Origin of the sequence: Kribbella sp. NPDC051587 (assembly GCF_044453945.1) — a bacterium.
Lineage (GTDB): Bacteria > Actinomycetota > Actinomycetes > Propionibacteriales > Kribbellaceae > Kribbella.
This window is the reverse complement of record NZ_JBITDE010000002.1, coordinates 366,130-380,840: the sequence shown is the minus strand read 5'-3', so window position 1 is coordinate 380,840 and position 14,711 is coordinate 366,130. Positions and strand designations below refer to the sequence as shown.

At 68.6% G+C, this 14,711-nt stretch carries 13 protein-coding genes and 1 riboswitch; of the genes, 5 read left to right on the top strand and 8 right to left on the bottom strand.

Translation table 11 applies throughout. From position 1 onward, the window contains the following. Window positions 1–14: 14 nt before the first annotated feature. The gene (locus ACIA49_RS08085; RefSeq protein ID WP_396376390.1) at window positions 15–1,244 is read left to right on the top strand and encodes an ROK family protein; all 1,230 of its coding nucleotides are present in this window, start codon (window positions 15–17) and stop codon (window positions 1,242–1,244) included. On the opposite strand, the gene ACIA49_RS08080 is transcribed toward ACIA49_RS08085, so the two are convergent. After that, a complete protein-coding gene (locus tag ACIA49_RS08080; RefSeq protein ID WP_396376389.1) occupies window positions 1,241–1,987 on the bottom strand; it encodes an alpha/beta fold hydrolase in 747 nt (248 codons plus the stop codon). The two genes, ACIA49_RS08085 and ACIA49_RS08080, sit on opposite strands and share 4 nt — an antisense overlap. Continuing rightward, the gene (locus tag ACIA49_RS08075) at window positions 1,923–2,669 is read right to left on the bottom strand and encodes a DUF998 domain-containing protein (protein ID WP_396376388.1); all 747 of its coding nucleotides are present in this window, start codon (window positions 2,667–2,669) and stop codon (window positions 1,923–1,925) included. The genes ACIA49_RS08080 and ACIA49_RS08075 overlap by 65 nt, the downstream gene beginning before the upstream one ends. A 108-nt stretch (window positions 2,670–2,777) precedes the next feature. Between ACIA49_RS08075 and lysX the strand changes: the two genes are divergently transcribed. From lysX to ACIA49_RS08060, 3 genes are all read left to right on the top strand, one after another. After that, the gene (gene lysX / locus ACIA49_RS08070; protein ID WP_396376387.1) at window positions 2,778–6,134 is read left to right on the top strand and encodes a bifunctional lysylphosphatidylglycerol synthetase/lysine--tRNA ligase LysX; all 3,357 of its coding nucleotides are present in this window, start codon (window positions 2,778–2,780) and stop codon (window positions 6,132–6,134) included. A gap of 80 nt (window positions 6,135–6,214) precedes the next feature. Beyond that, on the top strand, window positions 6,215–7,120 hold the full coding sequence (locus ACIA49_RS08065) for a hypothetical protein (protein ID WP_396376386.1): 906 nt from the start codon (window positions 6,215–6,217) through the stop codon (window positions 7,118–7,120). Window positions 7,121–7,180: 60 nt separating this feature from the next. Further along, complete coding sequence (locus tag ACIA49_RS08060) at window positions 7,181–8,008, top strand: alpha/beta fold hydrolase (protein WP_396376385.1); 828 nt, start codon at window positions 7,181–7,183, stop codon at window positions 8,006–8,008. Window positions 8,009–8,261: 253 nt separating this feature from the next. Here the strand turns inward: ACIA49_RS08060 and ACIA49_RS08055 are convergent, their stop codons facing one another. The 3 genes from ACIA49_RS08055 to ACIA49_RS08045 form a co-directional block, all read right to left on the bottom strand. After that, window positions 8,262–8,513: a hypothetical protein gene (locus tag ACIA49_RS08055; protein ID WP_396376384.1), complete on the bottom strand. Its 252-nt coding sequence runs from the start codon at window positions 8,511–8,513 to the stop codon at window positions 8,262–8,264. A 1-nt stretch (window position 8,514) separates the two neighbouring features. After that, window positions 8,515–9,888 carry an L-serine ammonia-lyase gene (locus ACIA49_RS08050; RefSeq protein ID WP_396376383.1) on the bottom strand — a complete coding sequence of 458 codons (1,374 nt, stop codon included), beginning with the start codon at window positions 9,886–9,888 and terminating at the stop codon, window positions 8,515–8,517. A gap of 79 nt (window positions 9,889–9,967) precedes the next feature. Beyond that, window positions 9,968–10,065, bottom strand: a riboswitch (glycine riboswitch). Between the two features lie 175 nt (window positions 10,066–10,240). Then, complete coding sequence (locus tag ACIA49_RS08045) at window positions 10,241–10,576, bottom strand: DUF3817 domain-containing protein (RefSeq protein WP_396376382.1); 336 nt, start codon at window positions 10,574–10,576, stop codon at window positions 10,241–10,243. A gap of 98 nt (window positions 10,577–10,674) precedes the next feature. Between ACIA49_RS08045 and ACIA49_RS08040 the strand changes: the two genes are divergently transcribed. Then, complete coding sequence (locus tag ACIA49_RS08040; protein ID WP_396376381.1) at window positions 10,675–12,072, top strand: alpha/beta fold hydrolase; 1,398 nt, start codon at window positions 10,675–10,677, stop codon at window positions 12,070–12,072. Here ACIA49_RS08040 and ACIA49_RS08035 read toward each other — a convergent pair whose 3' ends face one another. The 3 genes from ACIA49_RS08035 to ACIA49_RS08025 all read right to left on the bottom strand — a co-directional run bounded on the left by ACIA49_RS08035 (window position 12,073) and on the right by ACIA49_RS08025 (window position 14,669). After that, window positions 12,073–12,300 carry a hypothetical protein gene (locus ACIA49_RS08035; protein ID WP_396376380.1) on the bottom strand — a complete coding sequence of 76 codons (228 nt, stop codon included), beginning with the start codon at window positions 12,298–12,300 and terminating at the stop codon, window positions 12,073–12,075. 171 nt (window positions 12,301–12,471) lie between these two features. Continuing rightward, window positions 12,472–13,899 carry an aminopeptidase P family protein gene (locus ACIA49_RS08030; RefSeq protein WP_396376379.1) on the bottom strand — a complete coding sequence of 476 codons (1,428 nt, stop codon included), beginning with the start codon at window positions 13,897–13,899 and terminating at the stop codon, window positions 12,472–12,474. Window positions 13,900–13,946: 47 nt separating this feature from the next. Next, window positions 13,947–14,669 (bottom strand): GntR family transcriptional regulator, encoded by a 723-nt coding sequence (locus tag ACIA49_RS08025; protein ID WP_396376378.1) that lies wholly within the window; start codon window positions 14,667–14,669, stop codon window positions 13,947–13,949. Window positions 14,670–14,711: the final 42 nt, after the last annotated feature.

Genomic DNA, 14,711 nt, shown 5'->3' with positions numbered 1-14,711 from the left:
GCAAGGGGTCGGACATGAGCAAGGGAACGGTCGGCGGCGGCGGTACGACGATGCTGCGGCGGATCAACGTCGCCGCGGTGCTGGACGCGGTCCGCCGGTCCGCGCCCGCGCCGCTGCGCGTCGCTGAACTGGTCGAGCGGACCGGGCTGGCCAGGCCGACCGTCGCGCAGGCCGTCGACGAGCTGCTGGACGCGGGGTGGCTGCAGCAGCACGGGCCCGATTCCGCGGACCGCTCGCTGGGCCGGCCGGCGATCCGGGTGTCGCTGCGCGGCCGCGCGGCGCCGGTGCTGGGGCTGGATGTCGGTCCGCACCGGGTGACCGTCGGCGTCTCCGACCTGGCCGGTCGCAAGCTTTCGCTGGTACGGCGTTCTGGTCCGGGCTGGACGGCTCAGGAGCTGCTCGGGGTCATCAGCGAGGTGATCACCGAGGCGCTCGCGGAGGCCGAGGTGCCGGCCGATGACATCGCCGCCGCCGTCGCGGCGAGCCCGGGCATCGTGGACGAGCACACCGGCCGGGTCCAGCTGGTCCCGAGTGTGCCGGGCTGGTCGGCGGTCGACCTGACCAAGCACGTACGCAGTCTGCTCGACTGCCCGGTCATCCTCGACAACGACGCGAACCTGGCCGCCTTGGCCATCGCGGCTGCCCGTGGCGGCACCGGCACGCTGCTCGCGGTCCAGTGGGGTGAGCGGCTCGGTGCCGGCATCGTGATCGACGGGCGGCTGCACCGTGGGACCGGCGCGGCCGGTGAGATCGGCTTCATCGCGACCGCACCGGACGACGTGATCAACCCCGAAGACAGCCGCGGCCCGCTGGAGCGGGCGGTTGGCTCGGAGGCCATCGCAGCGCTGGGCCGCCAGGCGGCGCTGGACCACCCGGAGTCCCGACTCGCCGAGCTCGGAGGCGAGCAGCTCGACACGGCCGACGTCTTCGCGGCTGCGGCTGAGCGCGATCCGGTGGCTCAGGCTGTCGTACAGCAGGTTGCCCGCGACTTCGCCCGCGCGCTGGCGCCCGCCGTACTGGTTCTGGACCCGACGGCTGTGGTGATCGGTGGCGGTGTGGCTCGGGCCGGTGCCGTCCTGCTGGATGCCATCTCCGACCAACTGCGGCTGCTGACGCTGAACCACCCGAAGCTGGAGCTGTCCGCTCTGGCCGAGGACGCGGTCGTCACCGGCGCGATGCGGATGGCGCTCGACGAGGTCTGGCAGCGCAAGCTCCCGACGCCGACCCTGACCAGCACGACCTAAGGACGCAACGTCTGTACCGCCTTGACAATTGCGTCGGGGCGGTCGATGTGGACGAGGTGCGCCGAATCCGGCAGCACCTCGACGGTTCCGGACAGGGCAGCAGCCAGCTTGCGCTGATCCGCCAACCAGGTATCGGCACCCACGCTCGAGCTACCACCAGTTGCCACGAGCAACACAGTCGGTACGGCGCCGCCCGGGAGAAGCTTGCCGACGTCAACAGCCGCGATCCAGCTGGCCGTGAGCTCGGTCCAGAACCGTTGCCAGCAACGAGAATCGCCGTACAACTTCCTGATCGTTGCCTTTGGCAAAGGATCGTGATTGCGTACACTGCCGACCCGGACCATCGAGCGACGGACCAGCGGACCGACGAGCCGCGGCAGACCGGTCCGGCCCAGGAAGCCGAGCGTCTTCCGAACCACCCGCTCCGCGGCTGTCCCCGGATAGAGCCACCGCCGCCCGGTCTCCGACGGCAGGGTGGAGTCGACCAGGACGAGCCGGGCCACCTCCTGCGGCCGGGTCAAAGCCCAACGCAACGCCGCCAGCCCACCGATCGAGTGCCCGATCAGACCGATCGCCATCCCGGCCGGTACGCCGGCAGCAGCCCGCAGTACGGCGGGATCGGCGTTCACCGCGGTCCGTGCCGGATCGATCACCCGCAGGTCGATCCCCGGCAGCAGGTCACGCAGCGACTCGAACTCCGCCGCGGTCTCGGCCATTCCGGGCAGCACGAGCCAGATGGTCATCGCTGAAACCTCGCTTCAGAGCGGGAAGTAGTACAGCGAGCAAAACACACAAGAGCAAGATCGCCACTCGCTGCAGGACGCCCGGCGGGTGCAGGTCGTCGCCGCTGACCACTTCCACCCCCGTCGCGATGCCGAGCCAGGCGTTCGTGAGCGCGACGGCCGCGGCCAGTACGGCGACCGCCCGGCCCCAGACCCCGGCCCAGCCGATCCGGCGCAGGACGAGGATGGCGAACAGGCCGAGCGCGATGGTTCCGAGCCCGGCCAGCGTCGAGGTCACCTCGTGGATCACCAGCTCGACGCCGTCGTGCCCGTGCTTCTCGGCGATCCGGCAGGCGGCACTGGCCGACGGTGCGCAGTCCATCGGGAAGAACGAGTCGGCCAAGGTGCTGAGGCCGAAGAGCGCGGCGCTGGACATGAGACCCATCACATCGCGGTGCATCCGCGCCGCCGGCCGCGCGAGCACAGCGGCGAACAACACGAGCACGCCCGCGCCCAGGTCCCCCGCCCGCGCGTACAGGCTGGTCGACTGGTCGAGCGCACCCAGCTCGCTGAGGAACGAGGCATGGACGTCGAGCGGGTAACCCGCGACGGCTTCGAGGATCAGGCTGCAGTAGAGGACCCCGGCGGCGATCATGAGATTCCGGGTCAGGCGGTACGGAAATCCGGCGGGGACGGCGAACATGGGGCAAGCCTTCCACACCCGGCCACCCGCTGACTGCCTACTCAGGTCTACCCCTGGAGTAGACCTAAGTCGACCATCGGATGCCCCCGGGAGTGGGATGATCGCACCGTGCGGTCCGAACAGACGAAGGTGATTCCGGCGTGGCAGCACCGCGCTGCGGTGTGGGTCGGGCGCGTTGTCGTGCTCGCCTCGGTGTGGTCGTTCCTTGCGATTGTGTTGCATCTGTTCGCTCCGGCGTACGTGCGACGGGTCGACCAGGCCTTCGACTTCTTCGGCATTCCAGCCGGCCACACGTTCTTCCCGGCGGTCTACCTGGCGGTGGTCGGCAGCGCGCTGTTGCGCGGAAAACGGGCCGCGCTGCTGTGGGTGCTCTGGGTCTTCGAGGGCCTGTGGCTGCTCGGCCTGATCGCGTACGTCGCCTTCGGCAGCGTCCAGCTGAACAATCCGGAGACCGTGCTGGTCGACGACCTGGACCGGATCACGATCCAGAAGCTCGAGTTCGGCATCCTGCAGGTCGTCGTGGTCAGCGCGCTGATCGTGCTGCTGTGGAAGATCCGCGGCGCGTTCCCGGCCCAGCTGGCCCCCGGTAGCCGGCGGCTCGCCATCGGCGCCCTGATCACCGGCATGCTGATCTCGATCGCCGTCAGCATCTCGCTGACCCAGGTGTTCCCGAACTCCCTGAGCGGCCAGCGGCAGAAGATCGGCTGGGCGATCGTGGCCGCGTTCGGCCAGCAGCACAGCAAGCTCGACGGGCACAAGGGCCACGCCTGGGTCGGGCTGGTCGTCAGCGCGATCTCGGCCGCGTCGCTGGTGATCGCCTTCGCGATCTTCCTGCGGTCGGCCCGCCGTGTGCGCTATCTCACCCAGCCCGAGGAGCTCGGCGTACGACGTCTGCTGCTGGAGAGTGGTGAGCGCGACTCCCTCGGGTACTTCGCGACCCGCCGCGACAAGGCGGTCATCTTCTCCACGGCCGGCGACGCCGCGATCGCGTACCGGGTGGTCAACGGGGTCAGCCTCGCCAGCGGTGACCCGCTCGGCGAACCGACGGCCTGGCCCGGAGCGATCGAGGCCTGGACCGAGGAAGCCCGCCTGTACGGCTGGACCCCGGCGGTCCTGTCCGCCAGCGAAGAAGCAGCTCGCGCGTACGTCGACGCCGGGCTGCGCGCCCTCGCGATGGGTGACGAGGCGATCATCGACGTCGCCGACTTCAGTCTTGAGGGCCGCACGATGCGTCCGGTCCGGCAGGCGGTCACGCGGGCTCAGCGGGCCGGTTACCGCGCCGAGGTCGTCCGGCACGGCGACCTCTCCCCCGAGGCCCTCGCCGAGTACGTCGGGCTTGCCGAGAAGTGGCGTGGTGCACAGACCGAGCGTGGCTTCTCGATGGCGCTGGGCCGCTTGGGTGACCCGGCCGACGCGCGCTGCGTGATGGTGATCGCCCGCGATGCCGACGGCAACGTCCGCGGGCTGCTGTCCTTCGTGCCGTGGGGCGTGCGCGGGGTCTCGCTGGACCTGATGCGCCGCGACCCGGAGTCCGTGAACGGCCTGATGGAGTTCATGGTCACGTCGCTGGTGGAGGCGTGCGGTGACCTCGGTCTGCACCGGATCTCGCTGAACTTCGCGATGTTCCGGGAAATCTTCAGCGACGCCGAACGAGTGGGCGCAGGCCCGGTCCTCCGGCTCACGAACGCGCTGCTCACGGCCGCGTCACGCTTCTGGCAGCTGGAGAGTCTCTACCAGTCGAACGAGAAGTACCTGCCGCGCTGGTCGCCACGACTGATCTGCTACGCCCGTGGCGCCTCGCTGGCCCAGGTGCTGCTGGCTGCTGGAACGGCCGAGGGCTTCCTGCCCGCGCCGCGGCCCTGGACCCGTGTCGACAGCGTGACTGCGGGCGAGCGGCATGCGATCCAGGCCGGCGACGGTGACCACTTCGCGGCGGCGGTCCACGAGCAGGAGGAGACGCTGCTGCGGCCGACCCTGCCGGAGCGCAAACTCACCGAGCAGGAACAGATCCGCCGTACCAAGCTGGTCGGGCTTGTTGCCGCCGGCATCGATCCGTATCCGGTCTCGGTCAAGCGGACCGAGACGATCGAGCGGATCCGTGAGCTGCACCAGAACCTGCCCGCCGACCACCACACCGGCCAGATCGTCTCGGTGACCGGCCGGGTCGTGCGGATGCGGGACCACGGCAAACTGTCGTTCGCCCAGTTGCAGGACGGCCTGGTCCAGCTGCAGGTCATGCTGTCCGCCGACGCCTGCAGCGAGGCCGCGCTGGATCATTGGCAGCGGCTCGTCGACATCGGCGACCACGTCAGCGTCACCGGCGAGGTCGTGACCAGCAAGCGCGGTGAGCTGTCGATCGCCGCCACCGAGTGGATGATGGCGGCCAAGTGCCTGCACCCGTTGCCGGACAAGCAGAAGGGGTTCACCGACCCCGAGGCGCGCGTCCGCCAGCGGCACATCGACCTGGTGATGAACCCGGACTCGCTGCGGATGATGCGGCACCGCAGCGCCGCCGTACGGGCCCTGCGCAACGGGTTCGAGACGCGGGGGTTCATCGAGGTCGAGACGCCGATGCTGCAGGCTGTGCACGGTGGCGCGAACGCGCGGCCGTTCCAGACGCACATCAATGCCTACGACACCGATCTGTTCCTGCGGATCGCGCCGGAGCTGTTCCTGAAGCGGCTCAGCGTCGGCGGGCTCGGCAAGATCTTCGAGCTGAACCGCAACTTCCGCAACGAGGGCGCGGACGCGACCCACAACCCGGAGTTCACGTCGGTCGAGGCCTATCAGCCGTACGCCGACTACCACGTGATGCGCGAGCTGACCCGGGAGCTGCTGATCGAAGCGGCGACCGCGGTCTTCGGCAAGCCGATGGTGCAGCGGCCGGACGGCGAGATCGACATCTCCGGCGACTGGCCGGTGATCACTGTGCACGATGCGGTTGCCCGGGCGGCCGGCGTACCGGTCTCTCCCGACACTTCGGTGGAGACGCTGCGGGAGCTGTGCAACCAGCACGGTGTGCATACGACGTTCGATCTTTCCGCGGGTGAGCTGGTGCTTGAGCTGTACGACGAGTTGGTCGAACCGCACACCACGCTGCCGACGTTCTACACCGACTTCCCGTTGGAGACGTCGCCGCTGACCCGGACGCACCGCACCGAGCCCCGGCTCGCCGAGCGCTGGGACCTGGTCGCGTTCGGTGCTGAGATCGGTACGGCGTACTCGGAGCTTGTCGACCCGGTTGAACAGCGGAGGCGGCTCACCGAGCAGTCGTTGAAGGCGGCGGCCGGTGATCCCGAGGCGATGTCACTGGACGAGGACTTCCTCAGCGCTCTCGAATACGCGATGCCACCGACCGGTGGACTCGGTATCGGCGTCGACCGGGTGATGATGATGCTGACCGGCCAGAACATCCGCTCCACACTCGCTTTCCCGTTCGTCCGCCCGTCGCCGCGTGATTCTTAACGTTGCGCCGGGTCGTCCCGAGTTGGGTTGACCCGTAGCCTTGAGGAGGGCGCGGGGCTGGGGATACTGGGGCGGGGTGGATGAGGCAGGTTGCGGTAGTTGGGGCACTGCTGTGCGTGCTCGTGGGGTGTTCGGCGACTCCGGTCGACGGTGCGGCACCGCCGACGCCGAGCGGAGGTACGGCGGCTGCCGCGCCCGTGACACCACGCGGACCGCTGGGACAGGCGGCGTACCAAAGTGAGCTGACCAAGGCCGAGAAGTCGCTGGCGGTAAGCCTTCGGACACTCTCGCGGGCGCAGACGGCCGAGGGGTTGGCCCAGGCGATGGGCGAGCTGTCGAAGGCGCTGAACGGCGCCTCCGGGCGATTGGCCGCGTTGACGGTCGAGGGGCGACTGTCCGCCGTACATCAGCTGTTGCAGGACCGGATCGGAGTGGCAGCGTACAAGCTGTCCGACTCGGAGCAGGCCGAGCTCGATGCGCGCTGCGGTGGTAGTGCGTACACCTCGCAGAAGGTTCAGCGGCGGCTGCGCACCGACCTCACGCCGGCGTTGGTGGCGCTGACGAAGCTCAAGCTGAACTTCGGGAGCACGTTGCCGAACCCGGGCCCGGCTCCTAAGCCGGAGCGGCCCGCGAACGGCGAGACGCTCGTGCGTCATGGCGAAGCCGGGATCGGGCGGTTGTCGATCATGAACGGTACGTCGAAGGACGTCGCGATCTCGGTCGTCACCGACGGGAAGCCGCCGCGGGATCCGCACGTGATGACATACATCCGGGCCGGCAAGGCGGCGGCGATCACTCGGATCGGCGGGGCGTACCACCTGTACTACAAGAGCGGCGCGGAGTGGAGTTCGGAGCGGCGCCAGTTCGGGAGCGGGTGCTCGTTCCAGAAGTTCGACCAGGCGTTCGGGCCGGACAAGTCCTGGAAGATCAACCTGGAACCCACCGTGACCGGCAACGCCGCTACCAGCGAAGTCGAAGCTTATTAAGCTATGTGACATCGACCATGTCACGATGACAGGACGCGCCAGTAGGTTCACGATGAGGTCATGAGTGCAACCGCAAGCCTCACCGTGGCCGGCGTCCCGGGCGTCGAGGTCGCCTACTACCGCAAGGGTTCGGGCGACCCGCTGGTGCTTCTGCACGGCATCGGTCACCACTGGCAGGCCTTCACCCCGGTCCTCGACGAACTCGCCGAGCACCACGACGTGATCGCGCTCGACTTCCCCGGCTTCGGCGATTCCCCCGACATCCCACTAGGTGTCCCGGACGAACTTGACAGCCTCGCCTACACCGTCGACGCCCTCTGCAAAGCCCTCGACGTCGACCGCCCGCACATCGCCGGCAACTCCCTCGGCGGCCTGGTCTCCCTCCGCATGGGCCAACTCGACCTGGTTCGCTCGGTCACCGCACTCGCCCCGGCCGGCTTCTGGTCGCCGCGCGAGAACCGCTGGGCCATCGGCCTGCTCACCAACCTCCGCCGCGTCGCCCGCCGTACGCCGGATCCCACCGTCCAGCGCCTCTCCCGCACCCCCGCCGGCCGCCGCGTCCTCACCGGCACCATCTACCACCGCCCGGCCCTGCGCGACCCCGACGCCGTCGTCGCCGAATCCCGCGCCCTCCGCGACTGCACCGGCTTCGACCGCGTCGCCGCCCACGCCCGCGCCGGCGCCACCTTCGAAGGCGACGTCCCCAACGTCCCCGTCACCATCGCCTGGGGCACCCACGACCGCGTCCTCCTCCCGGTCCAAGCCGCCCGCGCCCACCTCCAACTCCCCCGCGCCCGCATGATCCCCCTCCTCAACGCCGGCCACGTCCCCATGAACGACGCTCCCACCCAAGTAGCCCGAACCATCCTCGAAACCACCCACCCCTGACCCGACACGAACGACTGCAGGTAGTCCCTCTAAGCCCCCCAGCGCCGCGCGATCTCATGGGTGGACCCATCAGATGGCTACTGGTGGAGGACGGCGCCGGTTGCATCGGGGCTGGCATCCGCAACGTCCGAAGGATCGGAGGGCCCGTCTCCGGTTCTTCGGACGTTAGGTGGTCGGGTCAGGCTGGCGAAGGACAGCAGATCGCCCAGTACGGCGAGCCCACCCGGAACGACCTACCAGTAGGCGAACCAGCTCATGCCTCGGCCACGACGCGGGCGACCTCGGCGGCGACCGCCTGAAGTCCTTCCAGGCGGTCGCGGTCGTAGAGCAGCGAGTGCTTGCCACCGCTTGCGAGCCGGACGATCAGCCGGGGCATCCGACCTTGGGTGAACTCGAAGGTCGGTTGCTGCCAGACGTGGTAGCGGTGGACGTCGGTGTACCCGAAGAACTCGACGACAGTGCCGTCGAAGGTCATCAGCACAGTGTCGGTGAGCGGCGCATGCACGTCAGCATTCGATCACGTTGACGGCCAGGCCGCCACGGGACGTTTCCTTGTACTTGATCTTCATGTCCGCGCCGGTCTCGCGCATCGTCTTGATCACCTTGTCGAGCGTCACCACGTGTACGCCGTCGCCGTGCATCGCCATCCGGGCCGCGTTGATCGCCTTCACCGCGGCCATCGCGTTCCGCTCGATACAGGGGATCTGCACCAGCCCGCCGACCGGGTCACAGGTGAGACCGAGGTTGTGTTCCATCGCGATCTCGGCCGCGTTCTCGACCTGCTCCGGCGTACCGCCGAGCAGCTCGCACAGACCGGCCGCAGCCATCGAGCACGCCGAACCGACCTCGCCCTGACAGCCGACCTCGGCCCCGGAGATCGACGCGTTCTCCTTGTACAGAACGCCGATCGCCGCCGCCACCAGCAGGAACCGGACGCACCCGTCGTCGGTCGCGCCGGGAATAAACCGCCGGTAGTAATGCAGTACGGCGGGAATGATGCCCGCGGCACCGTTCGTCGGAGCGGTGACGATCCGCCCACCGGAAGCGTTCTGCTCGTTGACCGCGAGGGCGAACAGGTTGACCCAGTCCATCACCTTCAGCGGGTCGACCGACCACGGATCGCGGGTGAGCTTGGTGTGCAGCAGGTGCGCGCGCCGCGGCACCTTCAGGCCGCCGGGCAGCACACCCTCGGTCTCGCACCCTTCCTGCACGCAGTCCTGCATCACCTGCCAGATCTTCAGCAGGCCGCTGTGGATCTCTTCCTCGGTCCGCCAGGCCTGCTCGTTGGCGAGCATCACCTCGCCGATCGACAGCCCCGACTCCCGGCAGCGGTCGAGCAACTCGGCACCACTCAGGAACGGGTACTTCAGCACGGTGCTGTCCGGCACGATCCGGTCCCCGGCCGCCGCGTTCTCGTCGACCACGAACCCGCCGCCGACCGAGTAGTACGTGCGCTCCCGCAGTACGGCGCCATCTGCACCGCGAGCCACGAAGCTCATCCCGTTCGGGTGGTACGGAAGGGCCTTCCGCCGGTGCATCACGAGATCGGTGTTGTCGTCGTACACGATCTCGTGGACGCCGGCCAGCAACAGCTGGCCGCGCTCGCGGATCGTCTCGACGCGCGCGTCGACGGAGTGCGTGGCGACGGTCTCGGGATCCTCACCCTCGAGCCCGAGCAGCACCGCCTTGTTGCTGCCGTGCCCGTGCCCGGTCGCACCGAGCGAGCCGAACAACTGGGACTCGACCCGGGCGGTCGCGGTCAGCAGACCGGCCTCCTGCAGGCCGAGCACGAACGTGCGGGCCGCGCGCATCGGTCCCACGGTGTGTGAGCTCGACGGGCCGATCCCGATACTGAACAGGTCGAAGACGCTGATCGCCATACTGGAGGTCCCTTCCGGTCGTCGTTGACCGAGAGTGGTGTCCTCCCCACTCTGTTGGACTGTTGTCCTCCAGAGGTGCCTCGCCCGTACGGTGAAGGTGCCTGAGAGATTCTTGGGGAGAGTTGCTCCTACGGCGCCCAGGTCACGTGCAGCCTGGGTCTCTCCCGCACGGGTTCATGCGGCTGTTGAATTAGCTTCCGTCGAGGACGGTACGGCGGCTTCGCGGGCGGCGTCAATCCGGCCGGTGCGCTAGGTCGGGAGCGGTGGTCTCACGCCGTAGCGAGCAAGTGCTCGGTGCGGTAGCTCGGCGTGCTTGAGGGGAGGGCACGATGCGGAGCATCTTGTCCTTCGCTCAAGTGCGGTGAGGTGCCGTGCCGAGTGCTGCGCAGTAGGCGTGAGACTGCCGCTCGCGACCTCTAGCCCAGATCTCGAAGAACCAGGTGAACAGCGGCGGAACACTGGCGGCCAGCGCGGCCAGCGTCACCGGCCACGACCAGCGCAACGGCTTCCGCACGACCAGCACGGTGACGACGTACACGACGAAGATGCCGCCGTGGATCGGGCCGAACAGCTTCACGCCCGCCTCGTTGTCGGACAGCACGTACTTGAACAGCATGCCGATCAACAGACCGGTCCACGAGATCGCCTCGGCGATCGCCACCGTCCGGAACCACCGTGAGTGTGTCATCGCGCCCGACCCTAACAAGTCCCCCAAGCCCCGACCGGGGTGGTCTGAGGGTCTGTCCCCGATGTGAGGGAGCAAGCGGTTGCCGAAGGATCGATCAGATGAGATTCAGATCGCTCACGTGGGGTGTGGTCCTCACCGTCACCGCTTCAAGCCTGGCCGTCCTGCCGGCGTCGGCCGCTGTCCACTGGTCCGACTGCAAGGTCGAAGGCAAGGAAGATCCGCTCGTCGTCAAAGGCTCGGAGTGCGCGACCCTGCGACTCCCCGTCGACTGGCGGTACCCGGACGGACCAACCTTCGGCCTCGCGATCGCCCGCCGTACGGCGAAGAAGGACCGCGTCGGCGCACTCGTCTTCGGACCGGGCGGCCCGGGTGACTCCGGCGTCGACCGGATCAAGACGGGGATCGACCGCTTCAGCCCGGACCTGCAGGATCGCTTCGACATCGTCAGCTTCGACCCGCGCGGGATCGCACGCAGCAACCCGGTCAAGTGCACCACCGGCCTGTACGCCGCGATGCCGTCGCCGCTCGTCCCCGACCAGGCCGGCTTCGACGCACTGATCGACTACAACCGCCGCCTCGCCGCCGACTGCCGCGCCCACACAGGACCGCTCTACGACCACGTCGACACCTGGCAGACCGTGCGTGACGTCGACGCCATCCGCCGTACCCTCGGCGAATCCCGCATCACCTTCCACGGCAGCTCTTACGGCACACCGCTCGGAGCGCAGTACGCCGAGACCTACCCGCAGCACCTGCGCGCGATGGTCCTGGAGAGCGTCCTCGACCACAGCCTCGCGACACCCCGCCAGTTCCTCGACCCGCAGGCCGCGTCGGTTCAGGACTCGTTCGACGAGTTCGTGAACTGGTGCGACCGAACGACGACCTGCGCCCTGCACGGCCAGGACGTCCGCGCCCGCTGGAAAGAGCTCAGAACCCAAGCAGCCAACCCGTTCAACGCATCCTTCGTGGTCTTCCGCCAGCTCTACGGCCCGCAGTGGAACGCCTTGGCGACCATCCTGAAGTCGGGCGTCATCCCCACCCAGCCGCCGCCCACCGGTGAGCTCGTCGCCAACACCCTCGTCCCGTTCTGCCAGGACTGGAACCTGAAGGTCAGCACCTACCGCGACTACAAAGCGCTCCTGGACCGCCTGGCCCGCAACAACCCGGACATGCCGTACCCGGGTCAGTTCATGGCGATCTCGCTCTGTCTAGGCGCCCCCAACGCCAACAATCCTCAGCACCGCCTGGACGTCTACAACCTCAAGACCCCAGTCTTGCTGGCAAATGCCATCCACGACCCGGCAACGGCGTACACGATGGCCCAGAGCGTGCAACGCCAACTCGGCCGCAACGGCGTACTGCTCACCTACGAAGGCTGGGGTCACGGCAGCTATAACAAAGGCAACTGCATGACCTCGACGGTCGACAACTACCTCATCGACCTGGCAGTACCAAGACGCGGTACGAGGTGCGCCGCGGTCCAGCCGACGGGGTGATCAGACTGCTACGCCGGTGATCTCGAGGACGCGGTGGAGGTGGTCGCCGCGGCGGGCTCGGTTCGAGAGGGCGATCAGCTCGGCACAGGCCCGTTCCAGGGCTTGGGCGTGCGTGCGGCAGTGGTCGACGTACCAGAACGGGTCGTCGGGCTGCGGATCGTCCGCGTCGTCGATGTCGGCGTACCAGTGCGCCTGGCCGTAGTGGACGACTCTCACTCGTAGATGCATGGCTACTCCCCCGTGGATCTCCCCTGATCCGGGATCCGAATCCGGCCGGCGCGTGACCGCGGCCCCCCACTGTCACGCGCCGGGCCGAGTTCGACCCTCCCCGACGACTACATCGTGTCGCCGCCGGGATTTGTTACTGCAGGTGACCGGTAATTTTCGGTGACCGGATGACTACTGTCTGTTGAGGTGCTTCCGGGTCCATTTTTCGAGGCCGTCGGTGTCGATCGGGAGGGCCTCGGTGAGGATCTCGAGCCGGTCGGAGTGCACGACGACGTTGTCCTCGATCCGGATCCCGATCCCGCGCAGTTCGGGCGGCACGGTCTCGTCGTTCGGGTGGAAGTAGAGCCCGGGCTCGACCGCGAGCGCCATCCCGGCCTCGATGTCGCCGGCGAAGTACGTCTCCGGGCGAGCCGCGTCGCAGTCGTGGACGTCGAGGCCGATGTAGTGGCCGGTCCCGCAGACGATGAAGCGGCGGTGCTGCTGGCCGTCCGGCCCGAGCAGCTCGTCGACCGATGCATCGAGCAGGCCCCAGTCGCGCAAACCCTCGGCGAGGACGACCATCGCCTCATGCTGGAAGGCCCGGTACGGCGCTCCTGCCTTCACCGCACCAAGTGCCGCGAGCTGCGCCTTGTGCACCAGGTCGTGAACCTGCCGCTGCGCCGCGGTGTACTCGCCGGTGGCCGGGAACGTCCGGGTCACGTCGGCCGTGTAGAGGGTGCGGGTCTCGACGCCGGCGTCGAGCAGGATGACGTCACCCTCGTTCACCGCACCGTCGTTGCGAACCCAGTGCAGCACCGGCGCATGCTTGCCCGCAGCAACGATCGACGCGTAGCCGACGCCGTTACCGGCCGTCCGCGCGCGGCGGTCGAAGGTGCCTTGCAGCCAACGCTCACCACCACCGCGGATCGCCTCGGGCAGTTCGCGTGCCACATCCTCGAACGCGAGCACGCTGGCCGCGACGGCCTCGCGCAGCTGGTCGAGCTCCCAGTCGTCCTTGATCCGGCGCAGCTCGGCAATCGTCTGCCGCAGCTCGTTGCCGTCGTACGGCGCGGTCCGCACGAGCGCGTCGAGCATCGGGTCGACGCCCGGGATCGACAGCATGAACGGAACCGCACCACGCACCGCGGACGGCAGCTCCTCGATCGGGCGGCACGCGATCTGCAATGCCTCCGACCAGTCCTTCAGACCCGGTACCGGGCCGATCCACAGCTCGCCGTCGCGGGCGTTCGCGAAGAAGTCGGCCTCCTCCGGCCCGGCCGCCTCCCGCAGATACAGGGTCGCGTCACCGTCGGCCGACAGCACCAGCACGGCGCCCTCAGCCTGGCAACCGGTCAGCCACACGAAGTCGCTGTCGGCGCGGAAGTCATAGTCGGTGTCGTTCGACCGCACCGGCGCATGACCGGCCCCGATCGCGATCCGCCGACCCGGCAGCGCTGCGGCGAGCTTGCGCCGATGCGCGGCAGCGGCCTCGGCCAGCCCGTCCGGCACGCTGACGGACCGGTCCACCGCGCCCCAGCCCCGCGCGATCGACTCGCGGAAACCCTTGGCGTCGATAGGGCGGTAGGACTTGGGCGTCTGGTCGGTCCGCTCGTCGGTCATGGATCCATCAACTCAGGTCGTGCCGGGCAGGCGCAACCCCTTATGGATCAGCGGGTGCGGAAGGCTTCGAGGATGGCGATTTCCGACTCGATCAGGTACTGATTCAGCGCGACCGCGGCGTCGTCGTACCGGCGGGCTTCGAGGAGCTCGAAAAGCGCGCGGTTCCGGGCGATATAGGGCTCGTGCAGCTCGCGCGGCGTCGCGATCACGTGGAAGAGGAGCCGCAGCTCCGCGAGCAGACGACCGGTCATCGCGTCCATCCGGGCGCTGTCGGCCAGCCCGATCAGATGCTGGTGGAAGCGCATGTTCGCCGTACCGACGGCCGGCCAGCGGTCCGCCAAGGCCGCAGCCTCGGCCGCCTCGACGTCGTCCTGCAGCGGCTCGAGCCGAGCTGCGGGCAGCTCGGGGTCACGCTCGGCGAGGCCGCGGACGACGTCCACCTCGAGCACCCGGCGCAGGCGATAGAGGTCGACCACGTCCGCCTCGTCGAGCTCCGGGACGAAGACTCCGCGGTGCAATTTGTAGATCAGCAGGCCCTCGTGGGTCAGCAGCCGGAACGCCTCGCGCAGCGTGTTCCGGCTGACCTCCAGGACCTCGGTCAGTTCGACCTCGGACAACTGGGCACCGGGCGGGAGGGCGCCCTCGGTGATACTGCGCCGCAGGATGTCGGCGGCACGCTCGGCGGAGCTGCTGCGGTCGAGCCGCGCGACATCCGCGGCGACCGTCCGCAACCACGCCTGCCGGTTGCCGTCTGCCTCACCGCTACTCATGGCCGCATCATCGCTCACCACAGGTGATCAGGGAAAGTAGAA